This is a genomic window from Desulfoferula mesophila (assembly GCF_037076455.1).
GTDB lineage: Bacteria > Desulfobacterota > Desulfarculia > Desulfarculales > Desulfarculaceae > Desulfoferula > Desulfoferula mesophila.
In genome coordinates this window covers 445,538-464,072 of the sequence record NZ_AP028679.1, presented here as the reverse complement: position 1 = coordinate 464,072, position 18,535 = coordinate 445,538, and the positions used below count along the sequence as shown (strand labels likewise).

The window sequence follows — 18,535 nt, the reverse complement described above, 5'->3', positions numbered from 1 at the left end:
GCAATGCTCCCGGCCCGCATCTGCTAAAATCAAACTCGTATAACGAGGATCAACCTTGCCTTTCAGGGAGAGCATCATGAGCCCGTCGCAAAGCACACCGCTGGATTCCTATGCCATGGCCTGTCGCCAACTGGACGACGCCGCCGCCCACCTGGACATCGACCCCGGCTTGTTGGAGCGCCTGCGCCTGACCGAACGGGAGGTCACCGTTAACTTCCCGGTGAAGATGGACGATGGGACCCTGAAAATGTTCACCGGCTATCGGGTGCAGCACAACGACGTGCGCGGCCCCTTCAAGGGAGGCCTGCGCTACCACCCGGATACCGACCTGGGCGAGGTGCGCGCCCTGGCCATGTGGATGACCTGGAAGGCCGCCGTGGTCAACATCCCCTTTGGCGGGGCCAAGGGCTCGGTGCAATGCAACCCCAAAAAGATGTCCCGCGGCGAGGTGGAGCGGCTCACCCGGCGCTTCACCTGGAGCATCGCCTCCATCATCGGCCCGGAGCGCGACATCCCGGCCCCGGACGTGTACACCGGGCCCCAGGAGATGGCCTGGATCATGGACACCTACTCCATGATCAAGGGCCAGACCACGCCGGGGGTGGTAACCGGCAAGCCCCTGGAGCTGGGGGGCAGCTTGGGGCGTTTCGAGGCCACCGGCCGCGGGGTGGTCATCGCCGCGGCGCGGGCGGCCCGCCATCTGGGCCGGGAGCTGGAGAACATGACCGTGGCCATCCAGGGCTCGGGCAACGTGGGCGGGGTGGCGGCCCGCTATTTCGAGAGGGCCGGAGCCAAGGTGGTGGCCATGAGCGACTCTGGCGGCGGGGTCTACAATCCCCAGGGGGTGAGCAGCGCCAAGGCCCTGGCCTGCAAGAACCAGTACTCCTGCCTGCTGGGCCGCGAGGTGGCCGCCGAGGACATCAGCAACGAGGAGCTGTTGGAACTAAAGGTGGACCTGTTGGCACCCTGCGCCATGGAAGGGGTGCTCACCGAGGCCAACGCGGCCAAGGTGCGGGCCGGGTTGGTGGTGGAAGGGGCCAACGGGCCCACCACCCCGGAGGCCGACGCCATCCTCGCGGACAAGGGGGTGCTGGTGGTGCCCGACATCCTGGCCAACGCCGGGGGGGTGACGGTCAGCTACTTCGAGTGGGTGCAGAACCTGCAAAACCTCCTGTGGAGCGAGGAGCAGATCGGCCAGCGCCTGGAAGAGATAATGGGCAAGGCCATGGACGAGGTGCTGGCCATCGCCGGGGAAAAGAAGGTCAGCCTGCGCACCGCGGCCATGATCCTGGGCGTGAATCGGGTGGCCGAGGCCACCAAGCTCCGGGGCATCTACCCCTAGCCGGGCTTGGATTCGGATAGCGAGGGCAACGGGACGTAGTAAAGATTGAGGGATGGAAGACATGGAACATGATTTGAGAAAACCGCCCGCCCTGCTCACGCCCGAGCAGTGCCTGCTGGTGATCATCGACATGCAGCAGAAGCTGGTGCCGGTGATGGACGACCAGGAGCGGCTGGTGGCCAACGTGTCGCGCCTGGCTCGCTTCGCGCGCATCATGAACCTGCCGGTGGTGGTCAGCGAGCAGAAGAACCTGGGCCCGACCATCGAGGAGATCGCCTCGGTGCTGCCCCACGCCACCACCCCGGTGGAAAAGATCACCTTCGACTGCTTCGCCTGCGGCCCCTTCCAGGAAAAGCTGTGGGAGCAGCAAAAGCCGGTGCTGGTCTTCGCGGGCATCGAGAGCCACATCTGCGTGGCTCAGACCGCCCTCAGCGCCCTGGTGGGCCACGAGGTGCACGTCATCTCCGACGCGGTAGCCTCGCGCTACCTGCCCAACCGGGAGGTGGCCCTTAGGCGGCTGGAGCAGGCCGGGGCGGTGATCAGCTCCACCGAGATGTTCATGTACGAGTTGCTGGGCCAGGCGGGCACCGAGGAGTTCCGGGCCGTGCTACCCCTGGTCAAGGAAGAGCCTTAGCCGGGTTCGTTTACAAACCGGGCCAAGCGGTCGAAATAGGCCGGTCCGCCGACCACATAGGTGTTTTCGTGGCCCGCCCCAGGCAGGGTTATGAAGCGTTTGGGCTGGGGCAGGGCCTCGAACAGCTTTTGCCCCAGGCGATAGGGCACGGTGCGGTCGCGGTCGCCGTGCAGCATGAGCACCGGGCAGCCCACCGAGGGGGCCCGGTCCAGGTTGTTGTAGCGGCCCTTGAGCCAGCCCTCCAGGCCGGGCAGGGGTAGGAGGCTCTTGGCCATGGCCCCCAGGTTGGTGAAGGTGGACTCCAGGATCAGCCCGGCCGGTTGATGCCCGGCGGCCAGATAGGTCGCGGCCACCCCGCCCAGGGAACGGCCGAAGATCACCACCCGGCCGCCCTGGCTCTCGGCCTGTTCCCGGGCCCAGAGCCAGGCCGCCTCGGCGTCTTGGTACATGCCCGCTTCGCTGGGCTTGCCCTGGCTTCGCCCGAACCCCCGGTAATCGAAGATGAACACCGCGATCCCCGCCCGGTGCAGCCGTTGCAGATTGTCCAGGCGGTGGGAGATGTTACCCGCGTTGCCGTGGCAAAAGAGCAGCAGGTTCACCGCCCCCGGCGCGGGCAGGTGCCAGCCGTGCAGGCTCACCCCGTCGGCGGTGGTGACGTTCACCTCCCGGCAGGCCAGCCCGAAGTCGGCCGGCTGGGCCTCGTGTTTGCGCTGCGGGAAAAACACCTGCCAGTCTATGAAGTTGTCGCAACCCAGCATAGTAAACCCCAGCAAAACCAGCCCCAGGGCCGCTTTCACTTACCCTTCTCGTTGGTAAAAGGCGAAATTCTGAGCACCTGCCCTGGCGCCAACTCCAGGGTAACTTCTTGTTGCCGCAGGTAGACGTACACCGGCTCCTGCCAGGTGCCCCCCTCGTCCCAATAGTGGGTGACCACGCAGGCCCAGGTGATGCGGTAGTGGTTTTTGCCGCTGGGCGCCTCAAAGGCGGCCACGCCGCGGGCCTCCATGCCCACCTGCGGTTTGGCCAGTCCTTCCAGGGGCTTGAGCGCCCAGATGGCGTCCGCGCTGCCCAACATGAAGGCCTCCACTTGCCAGGTGGGCTTGCCCAGCCAATGATACAGGGTGGGCTGGTCTTGCAGGGAGCCCACCTGCTGAAACACCGCCCGGTTGATGTCTTCCTGGGTGATGCTGCCCTGGGCCGCTATTTCCAGGCGGGCGGGGTCCAGGCCGGAGGGGGCGTAGCCCACGCCACACCCGGCGGCCAGGCAGGCCACCACCAATAGCGCTCCCAAACTTTTCACGAACCCACCGGTCATGCGCCACCTCCCGCTGAAGATATCGGCTGCCCCCATTATAACGTCCCGACCCGCGCATAGTGTATTGACACCTCGGCGGGATACTTTTAGCATGGGTGGACACATTAAAATTCAATCCTGGCCCTAGCTTGGGAGGAACCCGATGAAAAAAGACGACCTGGCCGCCAAACTCAAAGAGATGTATCCGGAGATCAACGAGCACAAGCTGGATCTGGACCTGGAGTTCAAGCCGGAGAACGACTACTGGGTGATCAAGCTTTCCAAGGGTGACCACCTAATGCACACCCTGTTGGACCAAAAAGACGCCCTGGCCTGCATCGAAGGCACCCAGTGCGTGTACCTGGGAGTGCAGATCGGCCAATTCGTCAAGAACTTCGAGTACTACGCCTAAGCATCCAAAGACCCGAGGCAATGGTTTTCGGCCCCGGGGTTTCCCCGGGGCCTTTTCAATGGTCCTACAGGAGCCTAAGGAGTGCTGCGCAACCAGCGCCTCATAACCGTCCCCCTGGACCAGAACCAGCTAAGGGAGCGCAACCGGGCGCTGTCGGTGCTGTTGCAGCTCAGCAACTACCTGAGCACCCGGACCAACTTGGAAGACCTCCTGGGCGGAGCCCTGGAACTGGTCATGGAGCAATTGGGGGTGAACGCGGGACGGCTTTACATGGCCGCGCCCGATGAGGATTGCTATCACCTGGTGGTGCACCGGGGGCTAAGCCCCGAGGGCCTGGAAACGGTGCCCGCCGGGGTGGGTTTCACCAGCAAGGCCGCCCGCACCCGCAGCTTTTTGGCCATGCGGGTGGAAGACCTGGATGACACCGACCGGGTGGCCCTGTTGTCCTCCAAGGGCTTCAAGCTGGTCATCTGCCTGCCGCTCATCACCCGCGACCAGGTGATCGGGGTGATGAACCTGTCCGCCGAGGATATCATCCCCCTGGAGATGGCCTCCATCGACCTGGTCATGGTCATGGGCAACCTGGTGGCCACCACCGCCGAAAGCGTGCTGCAGGCCCAGGCCCTCAGCGAGCAGGCCCGCCAGATGGCCGAGCAAAAGGAGGCGGTGCAGTTTTTCGCCTACACCGCCTGCCACGACATGAAAAGCCCGGCCACCGGGGTGCACGGCCTGGCCCGCATGCTGGCCCAGCGGGCCGGCCACAACCTGGACGAAAAGGGCCGGGCCATCATCACCCAGATCGAAAAGGCGGCCCAGCGCATCGAGGACCTGGCCCAGGAGGTCAACGCCTACATCCGGGTAAAGGAAGCGCCCCTGAATCTCAGCGAGGTGAGCCTGAAAGAGGTGTTGGACGAGGTGGCCGGGGAGATGGCCGAGCGCCTGGAAAAACAGGGGGTGGTCTTGGAACTGCCCGCCGAGGAGGTGGTGCTCAAGGTCGACCAGGGGGCCCTGGTCCGGGCCGTCACCAACCTGGTGGACAACGCCCTGAAATACGGCGGCCCGGGCCTGAGCAAGGTGCGGGTGTTGCACCGTCAGGACGAGGGGTTCCACGTGTTGCAGGTCAGCGACGACGGGGTGGGGGTCACCGAAGACCTGGTGGAAAAGTGCTTCACCCTGTTCAAGCGGGCCGACACCTCCCAGGGCACCGAGGGCACCGGCCTGGGGCTGGCCATCGTGCGCGAGATCGCCCGCCGCCACGGCGGCAAGGCCTGGCTGGAAACCTCCCAGCCCAAGGGGGCCTGTTTCTGCTTTTCCCTCTCCCGCGACCTTCCCCTCAACTCGACGAAATCCTAAAGCCGGAACACCGGACAAACCCATGCGCCGGCGCGCGGGGCGGCACGGCCCCGCGTCCACGCAAAACCGAGCCCCCGCCCGGGGGCGGGGGCCGCGAAACCAGCCAGAGGCGGGCGGTTATTTCATCTTGTAGGGGTTGATGGTCATCACCGGCACGGGCGAGTTACGCACGATGTTCTCGGCCACGCTGCCGAAGATGGCATGCTCCAGGCCCTTGCGGCCGTGGGTGGCGGTGATGATCAGGTCGATGTCGTGCTCCTCGGCGTACTTGATGACCTGGCTGGCCGGGTCGCCGTCCATCACGTCGGAGGTCACCCCGGACAGGGGCTCCAGATGCTTGGCCACGAACTCTTCCATCTTGCGCTGGGCGCCGGACTTGAGATCGGTCTCCATCTTGTCCAGGGAAGGATGGGGGATGTAGAAGCTGGCATAATGACCCAGGTCTTCCACCACGTGCAGGGTGTGCAGGGTGGCCCCGAGTTTTTGCACCATCTCTATCACCATGGGCAATATTTTGGCGTGGTGCTCGGTGAAGTCCACCGGGTACAGGATATTGTTTATATGGGCCATATGAACCTCCATCTCCTCTTCCTTTGTGCCTGGCTTGGGCCACGCTAGCCGAAACGCCCCGACAAGTCAACGCCCAAGCGGCGCCACCCGGCTAGCGCATGGGTTTTTTTAGGGGCGGCTCGCCTTCGCGCAAACGCTGCTGGACCGCTTGATAAACGTCCAGGCTCACCTGGGGAGATATCCGGGCCACGGCCTGGCTCATGGCCTGGGCCAGGCTTTCGGCCGTTTTGGCGGCCATTTTCTGGGTGGCCTTGTATCTCTTTTGGAACAGCACCCTTTTTATCGTTTGCCCCTGCTGAATGTCCAGCAAGGCGATCTCCACTTCCAAAACGGCCTCCGGCCCTCCGGCCCGGTCGTCTTCCCAGCATTGCACCAAGCCGCCGGTCAGGTCGAAACGGGGCGTCTGGGGCGATACCGGGCCAAACACCGCCGCGAACATGTGGGAGGCGGCCATGTCCCGGGCCAAAAGCCCGGCCACCATGTCCGAGGGATAGCCTTGCCAGCGGCGATCCACGTAGTGGTCCATCCGGTAATTGCCGGGAATGTAGAACATGCGCTGGGAGGAGAACTGGGGCAGGGCCTCGAAACGCTGCACCTTGATCCCCACGGGCAGGCGCTCGATTTTTTGCGGCGCCGGGGGGGGATAGGCGAAGATGTAGTTTTGCACATACGCCGTGGGCTTGCCGCCGCAGGCGGCCAACAGGGCCATGCCGGCCACAAGCAGCAGCGCGGCTGCCAGCGTGGGGTATGAGATGCTACTAGGCTTGCGGTTCATGGCTGGCTCCCTTCCTGGCGCGGCGAAGTGGGCGGCGGGCTGGAGAATATGACGCTGCTGGGATCGCGCTCCAGGTTATGCAGCAGATCCTTGAGGCTTTCCGAGGCTTCCCGCAGGTTTTGCATGGTGAGCTGGGCCTCTATGGCCAACTGGTAGCTGCGCTGCTCCAAGCCCTCGAAAAGCCGCCCGGCCCGCTGGCCCGTGTTGCCCAAGTCCATTTTCCTTACGTCTTCGGAGAGCTGGTCCACCAGGGAGCGGGCCGCCACCACGGCCTTCTCGGCCTCGCTCAATATCCGCCGGGTGTCTTGCACCACGCCCTTGACGGCCTTTTCGCCCAGGGCCTTGTTGACCCGGGCCACCAGTTCGTCCACCTGGAGCGAGGCGTCGGTCACCCGGGCCAGTATCTCCTGCAAGCGCTTGTCGGTGGCCAGGTTCTGAATGCCCTCCAAGGCCGCGTCCATGCGCTTGCCCATCAGCTCAAAGTCGATGTTGCTGAACTGCTGCATGACCTTGTCCAGGGTACCCACGATGCGCTGCAGTTCCGAGGGCCGCGAGGGGATGATGGGATACTCGGCCACGAAGTCGATCTTGGGCGAAAGGTCGGGCTCGCCGGACTTCTTGCGGTCCAACTCGATGAAGGTTATGCCGGTGATGCCCGCGGTGGAAAGCTGGGCCACCAGTTCCTTGGACAAATCGCCTTGGAACTCGATCTCCATGAGAACCTCGATGAGCCGGGCGTCCGGGGCCACCCGGATGGCCTTGACCCGGCCCACGTCCACACCCCGGTAGCGCACGGTGCTGTCGTTTTGCAGCCCCTGCACCGACTCGTTGAAAAAGGTGACGTATTGTTCGGCCCCCTTGAGGTATTGGGACGTCCCCAGCCAGGCTATGGCCCCAATTCCCAAGCCCAGGCCCAGGATGACGAACAAACCCACCTTGAAGTTGGAAGCGTGGGTGGACATGGTTCCTCTCAGTTCCGGGGTTTGCGGTGGAAAAAATTGGTTACCCGGGGGTCGCTCGAGGTGTCGCGCAACTCTGCCGGCGGTCCTTCGGCGATGATCCCCTTCTCGCTTTTATCCAGCATGATGACCCGGTGGGCGATGGTGTAAATGGAGTCGAGCTCGTGGGTCACCACCACCATGGTGGTGCCCAGGGCGCGGTTGATCTTCAATATGGTCTGGTCCAGCTCGGCGCTGGTGATGGGGTCCAGGCCGGCGCTGGGCTCGTCGAAGAACAAGATGGTGGGGTCCAGGGCCATGGCCCGGGCCAGGCCGGCCCGCTTTTGCATGCCGCCGCTTATTTCCGAAGGCAGGTACTCCTCGTACCCGTCCAAATCCACCACCGCCAGCTTGAGGCGCACCATCACCTGACGGGCCGCCTTGCTCAAGCGGGCGGTGTCGGCCAGGGGCAGCTCCACGTTCTCGGCCAGGGTCATGGAGCCGAACAGGGCCCCGCCCTGAAAAGCCACCCCGATTTTGCGGCGCACCTGGCTGAGCACCTTTTCGCTGGCCCCGCTGACCTCCAGGCCCTCCAGCCACACCTGGCCCTGGAGGGGAGGCAAAAGGCCCACCAGGCCTTTGAGCAGGGTGGATTTGCCGCAGCCGCTCCCCCCCGCGACGACCACTATCTCGCCGGGGTCCACCTCGAGGTTCACGTCCTTGAGGATGGGGGCGCGCCCATAGCCCAGCGAGAGGTTCTTGACCACGATGGGCTTGACCTGGGCGGGCGCCGGCTCTGGCGCCGGGACGGGTTGGTTTTGGCCGACCACCGGTTCCACGCGCTAACTCCTACAGGACATAGTACTGCACGACCGCGAAGATGCTGTCGCACACCACTATGAGAAAAATGCCGGCCACCACCGCCGAAGTGGTGACCCGCCCCACGGCCTCGGCCCCGCCGCGCGCGGTAAAGCCGCGCTGGCATCCGATGCCGCCGATCAAAAAGGCGAAGACAGCCCCCTTTGCGGCCCCCAGCAGGATGTCGCTCACCGCCAAGGCACTCATGGTCTGCTGCACGTAGCCGTAGACGGTGAGGTCAAGGTAGGTGACCCCGATGACCAGGCCGCCAATGATGGCCAGCAGGTCGGAGAACAGGATCAACAGAGGCATCATGAGAATCATGGCCACAATGCGCGGCAGGGCCAGGAAGGTGGGCGGATCGAAGCCCATCACCTCCAAAGCCTCCACCTCCTCGCGCACGATCATGGTGCCTATCTCGGCGGCAAAGGCGCTGCCGGAGCGCCCGGCCACCAAGACGGCGGTCATGATGGGCCCCAACTCGCGCACCATGGCCAAGGCCACCAGATCGGCCACGTAGATGTTGGCCCCGAAGCTCCTGAGCTGGATGGCGCTCATGAAGGCCATGATCAGGCCCAGCAAAAAACTGATGAGCCCCACGATGGGCAGGCCGTCCACCCCCACCTGCTCCATGTAAAGCTCGGTATCTTTCCAGCGCAGGGAGCGAGGCCGGCGGATCACCATGACCAAGGCCTTGAACAGGGTGCCCACGAAAGCGATGACCTCGACTAGGTCGTCTATCAGGGCGAATGTGCCCTTGCCGATCACCGCCACCAGGCCGCCGGGGGCGCGCTTGGGCTTGGGGGGCAGGGGCTTGAGCTCATCGATCTGGATGAGGTCCATCATGCCCTGCGCCTGGGGGCTCACCCCCTGCAGGCCCACCTGCACCTTGGCCCCGGCCGCTTTTTGCTGCAGCATATTGAGGGCCATCACCCCGCCGGTGTCCAGATAGGTCACGCCGGCCAGGTCCACGGTCAGGCTCTTCAGGCCGCTGGTGGCCACCACCGCGCCGAAACGGGAGATCAGTGGGTCGGTGGCGTAGACGTCCAGGCGGCCGGAGAGCACCAGGGTTCTGGCTCCGCCGTCACCTTGCAGGTCGGCCTTGAAGTCCATGGTGGTTTTTTTGCTGGTCATGCCTTGCCGGAACTCACTGAACCCCTGTGCCGGTATCAGTTGAAATTCAGGGATTCGAATTCTTTTTCATCGATCTTCAAGTTGCCGGGCAGGGTGCCTTCCTGAAAGGCCAGGCAGGCCGCGCCGCCGTTCCCGCCGGTCTTGAAGGGAGAACATACCATGTAAACCTTACCCTCACCGGTGTAAAGGGTGAAATGGGCCACCCTCCCACCTTTCAGGGCTTGCCGCAGCTTTTCGTACTTGGAATAGTCCTTGGTGGTCTTCACCACCTTGGGCCCTCCCCCAGCCTGGGGGTCGGCCATCGCGCCGGCCGGCGTCTTGCCGCCTTGGCCTACGACCGCCAGGGCGTAGGGCATGTTCATGCCCTTGGCCGCGGCCTTTTGGATCAGTTCGTTCATGACCGGGCGCAACTGGAGCTCCTGCTCGGGGGTGGCCAAGGGGCCCAGGTTTTCATCAGCCGCCATGAGCATTTAATGGATCTTCTCGCGAAACGCGGCGGCCTGGGAGCTCACCGTGGGGGACGGCTCCGACCCGCAACCCAAACCCATGCCCCAGGCCGGGCCCAATGGCAAAATACAGGCCGATATAATTTGCAATCTCGCGGGCACGGTCGGATTCCTTCCGGGATGAAGGTAGCTTACGAATGCTAACATAAGATTCATCCGTTATTGTAGCCTATTACGAGGCATGAAAACAGGGAGCTTCCGGGAGCCATCGGACGCGAGCATGACCAATACGGCGCGTTTCATACGACACGGCCAGAGCGTGGAAGACCGGGCCACCGGGCTGGTGTGGAGCCGCTCGGCCAACCCGGCGGGGTGGCCCCTGTTCTGGGATGAAGCCCGGGAGTATGTGGCCACTCTAAACCGGGAAGCCTACCTGGGGCACGGCGACTGGCGCCTGCCCAACCGGCGCGAGCTGTTCTCGTTGATGGACTATGCCCAAGCCAGGCCGGCCCTGCCGCCGGGCCACCCGTTCACCCAGGTGGAGCTGGCCTGGTATTGGTCCGCCACCCCCTACGCGGCCAACCCGGCCTATGCCTGGTACGTGCACACCGAGGGCGGGCGCATGTTCTATGGCGACAAGGGCCGTTCCTATTACGTATGGCCGGTGCGGGGCCGCAGCCCGGCCTTGTGGGTGACCGGCGGGCCGGAGACTGCCAGCGGGACGCCCTGGCCCGACCCGCGCTGGCGGGCCCATGGCGACACGGTGCGCGACTTGATGGGCGGCCTGACCTGGAGCCGCTGCGCCGACCTGGGCCCCGGCCCGGTGAGCTGGTTCCGGGCCATGGAGCTGGCCAAGGAGGCCGATGCCGCGCGCCTGGGCGGGCTGGGCGGCTGGCGGCTGCCCGCCATCGCCGAGCTGGAGCTCATGGTGCACGCGGGCCACGCCTTCCCGGCCCTGGACCCGGCCGCGCCCTTTAGCAACCTGCAACCCCAATATTGGTCGGCCACCACCAGCGGTTTCGACCCCGAGTGGGCCATGGCCCTGTATTTGGACAAGGGCGGGGTGGGGGTGGGCATGAAAAAAGATGCCCATTATCACGTGTGGCTGGTCAGCGGCCAAAATAGCGCCGACGAATAAAGACCTCTTGCCTAGCGCTGCAATATCGAGCAAAAATAAGGGCCGGTAATCGGCGGGCCATTCCCGCCCGTTCTCACCTTAATGATCGTAGAGGTATTCCATGAAATTTTTTGGTTTTCTATTGGGGGTGGCGGCGGTGGCCATCCTGGCGGCGGTCCCGGCGGCCGCTTGCACCGGCATCACGGTCAAGGCCCAGGACGGCGCGGTGGTACACGCCCGCACCTTGGAGTTCGGGGTGGACCTACAATCCCAGGTGCTCATCATTCCGCGCGGCTACGCGATGACCGCCACCGGGCCCAACAACAAGCCGGGCTTGAAGTGGAAGGCCAAATACGCGGCCGTGGGCATGGACTGCTTTGGCTTGACCGCCTTGGTCGACGGCATGAATGAAAAAGGCCTGGCCGCGGGCTTGTTTTACTTCGCGGGTTTCGCCAAGTACCCCGAGGCCACTCCGGCGGACCAGGACAAGTGCCTGGCTCCTTGGGAGCTCATCGCCTGGCTACTCACCAACTTCAGCAGCGTGGACCAGGTTAAGGAGGCCCTGCCCAAGGTTGCGGTATGGCCCGCCGCCCTGACCCAGGTGAGCCCCGAGCCCCTGGGCCTGCATTACATAGTCACCGACAAGGAGGGCAACAACCTGGTGGTGGAGTACGTGGGCGGCAAGCTGCACCTGTACGACGACCCCCTGGGGGTGCTCACCAACGCGCCCACCTTTGATTGGCACATGACCAACCTGCGCAACTACGTAAACCTCTCGGCCAAAAACGTGCCGGACCTGAAGCTCCAGAACATCACCCTCTATCCCACCGGCCAGGGCTCGGGCATGCTGGGCCTGCCCGGCGACGTGACCCCGCCCTCTCGCCTGGTTCGCGCGGTGGCCTTCTCCAAGGCGGCCTTGCCCGAGCCGGATGGTCAAGGGGCGGTGATGAGCGCCCTGCGCCTGCTGAACTCCTTTTTCATCAGCAAGGGCATGGCCCGCTCATACAAAGACGGCAAGGCGTCTTACGACATAACCGAGTGGATGGACGCCTGCGACCTGAAGAACCGCAAGTTCTACTTCGCCACCTATGACAACCTGACCCCCAAGGTGGTGGACATGAACAAGCTGGACCTGGGGGCGGCCAAACTCAAGCGCCTTCCCATCAACACCGGCCCGCTATTTCAGGATGTGACCGGCATGGCCAAGTAGGCTGAGTAGTTAGACGATGCGAAGCGGTCGGGCGATTGCTCGGCCGCTTTTTATTGAGGTGGTTTCGGGTGGCCCAGACAGCTCTGCTGTCTGGGCCGCGAGACCTTCAGGCCGAGCGGCGAGAGGTCGGAGAAGGAGGGATCAGAGCGGTTTGAGCGGCGCGTAGCACTGTGCTGGACCTCCTGTTGCCTCGCGGGGCTAGGCAACCCAGACAGCGCAGCTGTCTGGGTTGCCCTGGGTGGGGTGATTGTTGCGAGTGATTGGTGAGCGGGAGCAGAGGAATTGTTGGGTTTCGCTGCGCTCTACCCAACCTACGCTATCCCTGGATGAGCCGCGTAGGGGCGGGGTTTCTACCCTACCCTCCCCAGCAACTGATCCCGCAGCTTTTCCACCGCCAGGTTGAGTAGCGGCTCCAGGTTCACGATGTCGCAGGCGTTGTATTGCAAAAGGGTGGTCAGGGCGTCGGGGTCGCCGGCCAGGTGGTCCTGCCAGAGCATCACCGCCATGTAGCCGTTCATGTCGCCCACCTGCTCCGGGCGGCCGATGCCCAGGCGCTTTTCGATGCGCTTGAGCCCGCCCTTGTAGCCCAGGCGCCTGAGCACCCAGCGCAGGTCGATGTGCACCGGTGGCACGATGAAGTTGGCGAACGCGCTTCTCAGCACCGGCACGTCGAAGCTGGAGCCCGCGAAGCTCACCACCACCTGGTAGCCGGCCAGGGCCTGGGCCGCCTCGTGCAGATTCACCCCGGCCACGTACTGGGTTACCTCCACCCCGTCGTAGACCCCCACCACGGTTATGCCGCCGAAATCCTCGGGGTCGCCGCCGGTCTCGATGTCCAGGTAGGCCACCCGATGATAGCTGGGCCAGAAGCGCCAGTGCTCGGCCGGGGGGATGGCCTCGGCCAGCTCGGCCAGGCCGCCGGGGCGCTCCAGGGCGGCCAGGCTGCGCTCGATCACCGGGCGGCCCAGGTTGTACACCGCGCGGGGGGCCAGGGATTCGCCGCGCTCCAGGAAGTCGCGCCAATCGGTCAGTCCGGCCCGCCACAGGGACAGCTCGCGCTTGGGGCCCACGGAGGGGATGTGCAGGAAGGTCTTGGTCAGCATGCGGGTTTTTCCGCCGGGGTGAACATCATGTAGGCAGGGCCTCGCCTGGGTCGGTCAATGATAAGGATATCTCCCGAGCCCCGGCACAGCCAGGGGGCGGCAGACAAGGCATCCGGCGAGCGACAGCCGGAGGCGTAGCTGGGCACTACGCCGAGGCTGGAGCGTTGCCGGTAACGCAGTATGCCGCCGCCTGGCGAAGCCGGCCCGCCTAGAACAGTCTTTTTTGGGCGCTGTTGCTAGGCCTGAGCCCCAGGTGCTCGTAGGCTCTGGGGGTCGCCACGCGCCCGGCCGGGGTGCGCTTGATGTAGCCCTGCTGGATCAGGTAAGGCTCGTAGACCTCTTCAATGGTATGGGCCTCCTCGCCCACCGCCGCGGCCAGGGTGTTCAGCCCCACCGGCCCGCCGTCGAACTTGGTGGCGATGGTGTCGAGCAGCTCGCGGTCCAGGCGGTCCAAGCCGCTGGTGTCCACCCCCAGGCGGCCCAGGGCGTAGTCGGCCATCTCGCGGTCCACCTTGCCCCCGCCCTCCACCTGGGCGAAATCGCGCACCCGCTTGAGCAGCCGGTTGGCCACCCGGGGGGTGGAGCGGCTGCGCCGGGCGATCTCGGCCGCGCCGTGGGCGTCCATGCTCAGGCCCAGGATGCGGGCCGAGCGGGTGACGATGGACGCCAACTCCTCCGGGTTGTAGAAGTCCACCCGAAGCTGCACCCCGAAACGGTCGCGCAGGGGCGGGGTGAGCAGGCCCACCCGGGTGGTGGCCCCCACCAAGGTGAAGGGGGGCAGGTCCAGCTTGACGGTGCGGGCGCTGGGGCCGGCGCCGATCACCAGGTCCAGGTGAAAGTCCTCCATGGCCGGGTAGAGCACCTCTTCCACCACGTGGTTGAGGCGGTGAATCTCGTCCACGAACAACACGTCGCGGCTTTCCAGGTTGGTCAGGATGGCCGCCAGGTCCCCGGCCCGCTCCATAACCGGGCCGCTGGTGGCGGTGATGCCCACCTCCATCTCGGAGGCCAGGATGTGGGCCAGGGTGGTCTTGCCCAGGCCGGGGTGGCCGTGCAGCAAGACGTGGTCCAGGGCCTCGCCCCGCTGGCGGGCGGCGGCGATGAACACCTTGAGGTTGGCCTTGGCCTCGGCCTGGCCCACGTACTCATCCAGCGACGAGGGCCGAAGGCTCTCCAGGGACTGGTCTTCCTCGCTGGGCGCCCCGTCCACCAGGCGGCCGTGCAGCTCTTCGGGGTTGTTCACCGCGTATGCCTACTCCACCTCTATCTTGGTTACCCGGGGCTCGCCCTCGGCCGCGGGCTTTTCTTCCATCTTGTCGATGCACTCGTCCATGAGGGCGCGCAGGCCCTTCATGACCTCGAGATGGGCCTGGTGGAAGTGTCCCAGGGCCGGCGACTTTTCGCGCCAACGCCGGGCCAGGTCGCCCAGGGCGCACAGGGGGCAGTCGCACTGGGCCCGGGCCTGCTCCTTGCCTTGATCTTGCGCTGAGTTCATGACTCTTCTCCCGCTTGGCTACTAAAGTCTATCAAAAGATCGTCGCCGATGAAGCCGGCTTTTACCGGCCGGGCCAAAACAAAGCTGTGGGGCAGGGCCAGGTGCTTGCGGAAAACCCCCACCTCCACCACCAGTTCGTCGCCCACCTTGTGCAGCTTCACCTCCTCCTTGCCCACGTTGGGCAGGTGCAGACGCACCTGGAGGCGTTCCCCGTCCTTTTCAAAGCTCAGCGGCTGGCGGTCGTAGAGGTGCGAAGCCGGATCCCGGCCCTCGTACAGGCCCCGGCCCAGTTCCAGCAGCGGTCCGTGGCCCAGCACCTCGCGCTTTTGGTGGGCCACCGGCAGGATGGGCAGGGGCGAGAAGAACTCGGCCGCCTGGGCCAAATAGGGCTCTTGCAGGGCAGCCATCTGCCCGGCCAGGCCCTCGCCCGCGGGCCACACCCGGTTCATGATGATCGCCTCCACCGCCAGGCCGTAGAGGGAGAAATAGGTGTAGGCCCGCTGCGACTCCTTGAGCACCATCTTCTCGGGGTTGCAGATCAGGCGCACCGTGGTGCTCTGGTGGTCGGTGAGCAGGCGGTCCACCCCTTCGAGCTTCTCGAACAGGTTCTCCAGGTTGGCGAAGTAGTCGTCGCCGGGCAGGGGCACGTCGGTCAGGCGGGCGGCGATGGGCCGGGCCACCTTTAGCACGGTGCGCTCCAGCTTGAAGACCTTTTTCATGTACCACTCCAGGGCCGAGGGCACCGAGACGAAGCGCATGGACTCGGCCGTGGGCGCGCAGTCCAGGATCAGCAGGTCGTAGGTCTTCTCGCGCACGTACTGGTTTATGTAGAGCAGGGCGCTGATCTCCTCCATGCCCGGCAGCACCGCTATTTCATCGGCCACCACCTCCTTGAGCCCCACGTTGTTGAACAGGGCCGAGAGGTAGGAGTGCACCTGGTCCCAGTATTCCCGGATGGCCAGGTTCACGTTGATTTCCTGGATGGCCAGGCGGGGGGCCACCGTGACCGGGGCCCCGCTGAGCCCCAGCAGGTTGCCGCTCAAGTCGAAGGCGTCGGACAGGCTGTGGGCCGGGTCCAGGGACATGACCAGGGTGTTGAGCCCCTGTTCGGCGCAGAGCGCGCCGGTGGCGGCGGACATGGAGGTCTTGCCGCTGCCTCCCTTGCCGGCGAAAAGAATCAGGCGCATGGGGCTTATGGCTCCTTCCATGGGTGGTGGGGCGGCCCTTTTGAGCGAAGCCTATCAGGTAATGGGGCGGGAATAAAGCCTCCGCCCCCCCGGGGGTCGCCGGCCCGGCCGGTGATGTCGGCTAATTGTCTACGGCGCGTCACCCAGGCGTAACAAGGTGTCAATAACATCCTGCCCAAGGAAAGAGCGTAACACCGTGCACAAGGCACGGCCGCATACACGTGTACTCAAGGAGGAAAGACAAGCCATGAAAAAAGGCAACTTGGCCAAAGGCCTGCTGGGCCTGGCCCTGGGCGCGGCCCTGATGATGGGCGCCAGCGCGGCGCAAGCCGACGACACCATTACCATTACCGGCTCCACCACCGTGCTGCCCATCGCCCAGAAGGCGGCCGAGGTCTACATGAAGAAGAACCCCGGCGTGCGCATCAGCGTGGCCGGCACCGGCAGCGGCGACGGCATCAAGTCCGTGATCGACGGCACCGCCGACATCGGCGACGCCAGCCGCGACATGAAGGCCAAAGAGATCAAGCTGGCCAAGGAAAAGGGCGAGAACCCCCAGAAGTTCACCGTGGCCCTGGACTGCATCGTGCCGGTGGTCAACCCGTCCAACCCGATTACCAACCTGACCATCGCCCAGCTTAAGGACATCTACACCGGCAAGGTCAAGAACTGGAAGGCCGTCGGCGGCCAGGACAAGACCATCGTGGTGATCAGCCGCGACAGCTCCAGCGGCACCTTCGAGGTGTGGAACCACCACGTGCTGGGCAAGAAGACCCGCGTGCGCCCCGACGCGCAGCTGCAGGCCAGCAACGGCGCCGTGGCCCAGGCCGTGGCCGGCAACAAGTACGCCATCGGCTACGTGGGCATCGGCTACCTCAACGACAAGCTCAAGGGCCTGACCGTCAACGGCGTCAAGGCCAGCGCCAAGACCGCCATGGACAAGACCTACCCCATCGCCCGCGGCCTGTACATGTTCACCCAGAGCAAGCCCAAGGGCCAAGTGGCCAAGTTCATCGAGTTCGTGATGAGCCCCGAGGGTCAGAAGATCGCCGTGGAAGAGGGCTTCGTAGCCGTCAAGTAAGCATCCCTTCATGAAATAGCCCGCGGCCCTTGGCCGGGCCGCGGGTTTCACCAACCCCCAGCCGGTGCTCCCCACGGGGCGCCGGCGACGCTAAACAACCCGAAAGGAGAGGCTAGAACATGAAAGGAGTTGGCAAGGTAGCCGGAGCCATGTTTATGGCGGCTACGATGGCCATCGGCCTTTGGTCGGCGGCGCCGGCCAGCGCGGCCACCCAGGCCGAGCTCGAGGCCAAGATCAAGATGATGGAGCAGACTCTCAATGAAATGAAGAGCCAGCTCAAACAAGTTCAGACTACTCAGGTTCAACAGCAGAAGGCGGTGGAAGTCGCCGCGACCAGCAAGCTGCCCGGTTGGGTGGAGCGCATGACCTTCTTCGGCGACACCCGTTTCCGTTACGAGGCCACCAGCTACAGCAACCTCAACGGCAAATCCAAGGACGGCAAGGATCGCTTCCGGGTGCGCCTGCGCTTCGGCGTGCGCAGCCAGATCAGCGACGACGTTGAGCTGGGCATGCGCATGGTGACCGGCGCCGACGCCGACGCCACCAGCACCAACCAGACCATGGGCAACTACTTTGGCGAGTACAGCAAGTGGGGCCTGGACCAGGCTTACGTCAAGTGGACCCCGAGTTTCGTGCCCCAAAAGGCCTTCATGTTCGAGTTCGGCAAGGTGCCCCAGCCCTTCATGACCTCCAAGGTCATCTGGGACGGCGACGTGGTGCCCGAGGGCGCCTTTGCCCAATGGACCTTCAACAAGGGCGGCTCCTGGCAGCCTTACGTGTTGGGCTCCTACATGACCGTGGAGCAGACCGGTACCTGGGGCCAGAACGTATACGCCCCGGCCGGCCAGCTCGGCATCAAGGGTAAGGTCGGCGCCTTCGGTCTGAAGGCCGAGACCGCCTACACCTCCTGGGGCAATCTGGGCGACGCGGGCGACGTGCCCCCCGACACCAACGGCAACCCCACCTGGACCCAGGGCGACGGCGAAACCCGGATCAGCAACTTCGCGGTGTGGGACATCTACGCCAAGGCCGACTACAAGTTCAACAAGCAGGGTTCCGTGTTCGCTTGGGGCCACTACCTGGTCAACCAGTCGGCTGACGGTCCCTGGCAGGACCAGGACACCGGTTGGGGCGCCGGCGCCGGCGTCAAGTACTGCAAGTTCGGCTTCAACGCCTGGTACAAGTACGTGGAAGCCAACGCGAGCCCCGGCTTCATCGCCGACAGCGACTCCGGCTACGTCAACCGCAAGGGTTATGTGCTCTCGGCCAGCTACCAGATGTGGAAGTACGGCAAGGTGCAGTTGAGCTGGTACGACACCGAGCCCGTCGAGGAGAACATCCCCGGGGCCACCAACCCGTCCCAGACCTTCTTCGCGGACTTTATCTTCAAGTTCTAAGCACCCACCCAGGGATCGCGGCGCCCACCCAACCTGCCGCATCCCTCTTCGGACCCAGGCCTGGGGCCCCGCGCCCCAGGCCATCTTTTTGCCCCCTCCCCCGCAGGCCCGAGCTCGCCGTCATTTGATAACGTTTTTTGCACCTTGACGCCGCCCGCTCCCTTTTGGCATCATGGCCTCATCTAGTTG

Annotated in this window: 20 protein-coding genes; 8 read left to right on the top strand and 12 right to left on the bottom strand. The window is 64.7% G+C overall.

Translation table 11 applies throughout. The annotated features are described in order from the left end of the window. Window positions 1–76: 76 nt before the first annotated feature. Both AACH32_RS02180 and AACH32_RS02175 read left to right on the top strand, forming a co-directional pair. Window positions 77–1,342 carry a Glu/Leu/Phe/Val family dehydrogenase gene (locus AACH32_RS02180; protein WP_338605015.1) on the top strand — a complete coding sequence of 422 codons (1,266 nt, stop codon included), beginning with the start codon at window positions 77–79 and terminating at the stop codon, window positions 1,340–1,342. A 61-nt stretch (window positions 1,343–1,403) separates the two neighbouring features. Then, window positions 1,404–1,976, top strand: a complete 573-nt coding sequence (locus tag AACH32_RS02175; RefSeq protein WP_338605013.1) for an isochorismatase family protein — start codon at window positions 1,404–1,406, stop codon at window positions 1,974–1,976. Here the strand turns inward: AACH32_RS02175 and AACH32_RS02170 are convergent. Beyond that, window positions 1,973–2,773 carry an alpha/beta hydrolase gene (locus AACH32_RS02170; RefSeq protein WP_338605011.1) on the bottom strand — a complete coding sequence of 267 codons (801 nt, stop codon included), beginning with the start codon at window positions 2,771–2,773 and terminating at the stop codon, window positions 1,973–1,975. The genes AACH32_RS02175 and AACH32_RS02170 overlap by 4 nt on opposite strands. Beyond that, window positions 2,770–3,291: a hypothetical protein gene (locus tag AACH32_RS02165; protein ID WP_338605009.1), complete on the bottom strand. Its 522-nt coding sequence runs from the start codon at window positions 3,289–3,291 to the stop codon at window positions 2,770–2,772. Before AACH32_RS02165 ends, AACH32_RS02170 begins: the two co-directional genes overlap by 4 nt. Window positions 3,292–3,433: 142 nt before the next feature. On the opposite strand from AACH32_RS02165, the gene AACH32_RS02160 reads away from it, so the two are divergent. Then, window positions 3,434–3,682 carry a hypothetical protein gene (locus tag AACH32_RS02160; RefSeq protein ID WP_338605007.1) on the top strand — a complete coding sequence of 83 codons (249 nt, stop codon included), beginning with the start codon at window positions 3,434–3,436 and terminating at the stop codon, window positions 3,680–3,682. Window positions 3,683–3,763: 81 nt separating this feature from the next. Continuing rightward, window positions 3,764–5,035 carry a sensor histidine kinase gene (locus AACH32_RS02155; RefSeq protein WP_338605005.1) on the top strand — a complete coding sequence of 424 codons (1,272 nt, stop codon included), beginning with the start codon at window positions 3,764–3,766 and terminating at the stop codon, window positions 5,033–5,035. A gap of 117 nt (window positions 5,036–5,152) precedes the next feature. Here the strand turns inward: AACH32_RS02155 and AACH32_RS02150 are convergent, their stop codons facing one another. The 6 genes from AACH32_RS02150 to AACH32_RS02125 all read right to left on the bottom strand — a co-directional run bounded on the left by AACH32_RS02150 (window position 5,153) and on the right by AACH32_RS02125 (window position 9,780). Continuing rightward, window positions 5,153–5,605: a universal stress protein gene (locus AACH32_RS02150; RefSeq protein WP_338605004.1), complete on the bottom strand. Its 453-nt coding sequence runs from the start codon at window positions 5,603–5,605 to the stop codon at window positions 5,153–5,155. Between the two features lie 91 nt (window positions 5,606–5,696). Next, entirely contained in the window at window positions 5,697–6,380 is a 684-nt protein-coding gene (locus tag AACH32_RS02145) for an ABC-type transport auxiliary lipoprotein family protein (protein ID WP_338605002.1), read from the bottom strand. Beyond that, a complete protein-coding gene (locus tag AACH32_RS02140; protein ID WP_338605001.1) occupies window positions 6,377–7,342 on the bottom strand; it encodes an MlaD family protein in 966 nt (321 codons plus the stop codon). The genes AACH32_RS02145 and AACH32_RS02140 overlap by 4 nt, the downstream gene beginning before the upstream one ends. Before the next feature lie 8 nt (window positions 7,343–7,350). Next, window positions 7,351–8,157 carry an ABC transporter ATP-binding protein gene (locus AACH32_RS02135; protein WP_338604999.1) on the bottom strand — a complete coding sequence of 269 codons (807 nt, stop codon included), beginning with the start codon at window positions 8,155–8,157 and terminating at the stop codon, window positions 7,351–7,353. A gap of 10 nt (window positions 8,158–8,167) precedes the next feature. Next, window positions 8,168–9,310 carry an ABC transporter permease gene (locus AACH32_RS02130; protein WP_338604997.1) on the bottom strand — a complete coding sequence of 381 codons (1,143 nt, stop codon included), beginning with the start codon at window positions 9,308–9,310 and terminating at the stop codon, window positions 8,168–8,170. A gap of 35 nt (window positions 9,311–9,345) precedes the next feature. Beyond that, a complete protein-coding gene (locus AACH32_RS02125; RefSeq protein ID WP_338604995.1) occupies window positions 9,346–9,780 on the bottom strand; it encodes a hypothetical protein in 435 nt (144 codons plus the stop codon). A gap of 256 nt (window positions 9,781–10,036) precedes the next feature. Between AACH32_RS02125 and AACH32_RS02120 the strand changes: the two genes are divergently transcribed. Continuing rightward, window positions 10,037–10,894 (top strand): DUF1566 domain-containing protein, encoded by an 858-nt coding sequence (locus AACH32_RS02120; RefSeq protein ID WP_338604994.1) that lies wholly within the window; start codon window positions 10,037–10,039, stop codon window positions 10,892–10,894. A gap of 100 nt (window positions 10,895–10,994) precedes the next feature. Continuing rightward, entirely contained in the window at window positions 10,995–12,083 is a 1,089-nt protein-coding gene (locus AACH32_RS02115) for a choloylglycine hydrolase family protein (RefSeq protein ID WP_338604993.1), read from the top strand. A gap of 350 nt (window positions 12,084–12,433) precedes the next feature. Here the strand turns inward: AACH32_RS02115 and AACH32_RS02110 are convergent, their stop codons facing one another. From AACH32_RS02110 to AACH32_RS02095, 4 genes are all read right to left on the bottom strand, one after another. After that, window positions 12,434–13,186 (bottom strand): ribonuclease H-like domain-containing protein, encoded by a 753-nt coding sequence (locus AACH32_RS02110; protein WP_338604991.1) that lies wholly within the window; start codon window positions 13,184–13,186, stop codon window positions 12,434–12,436. Window positions 13,187–13,394: 208 nt separating this feature from the next. Further along, window positions 13,395–14,411, bottom strand: a complete 1,017-nt coding sequence (gene ruvB, locus AACH32_RS02105) for a Holliday junction branch migration DNA helicase RuvB (protein WP_434062350.1) — start codon at window positions 14,409–14,411, stop codon at window positions 13,395–13,397. Window positions 14,412–14,438: 27 nt separating this feature from the next. Beyond that, window positions 14,439–14,681, bottom strand: coding sequence for a hypothetical protein (locus tag AACH32_RS02100; RefSeq protein ID WP_338604989.1), 243 nt, complete (start codon window positions 14,679–14,681; stop codon window positions 14,439–14,441). Beyond that, a complete protein-coding gene (locus AACH32_RS02095; RefSeq protein WP_338604988.1) occupies window positions 14,678–15,868 on the bottom strand; it encodes an ArsA family ATPase in 1,191 nt (396 codons plus the stop codon). Before AACH32_RS02095 ends, AACH32_RS02100 begins: the two co-directional genes overlap by 4 nt. Window positions 15,869–16,115: 247 nt before the next feature. Here AACH32_RS02095 and AACH32_RS02090 point away from each other — a divergent pair, with 247 nt between their 5' ends. Both AACH32_RS02090 and AACH32_RS02085 read left to right on the top strand, forming a co-directional pair. Beyond that, window positions 16,116–16,949: a phosphate ABC transporter substrate-binding protein gene (locus AACH32_RS02090; RefSeq protein ID WP_338604986.1), complete on the top strand. Its 834-nt coding sequence runs from the start codon at window positions 16,116–16,118 to the stop codon at window positions 16,947–16,949. A gap of 119 nt (window positions 16,950–17,068) precedes the next feature. Then, window positions 17,069–18,346 carry a putative porin gene (locus AACH32_RS02085; RefSeq protein WP_338604985.1) on the top strand — a complete coding sequence of 426 codons (1,278 nt, stop codon included), beginning with the start codon at window positions 17,069–17,071 and terminating at the stop codon, window positions 18,344–18,346. Window positions 18,347–18,535: the final 189 nt, after the last annotated feature.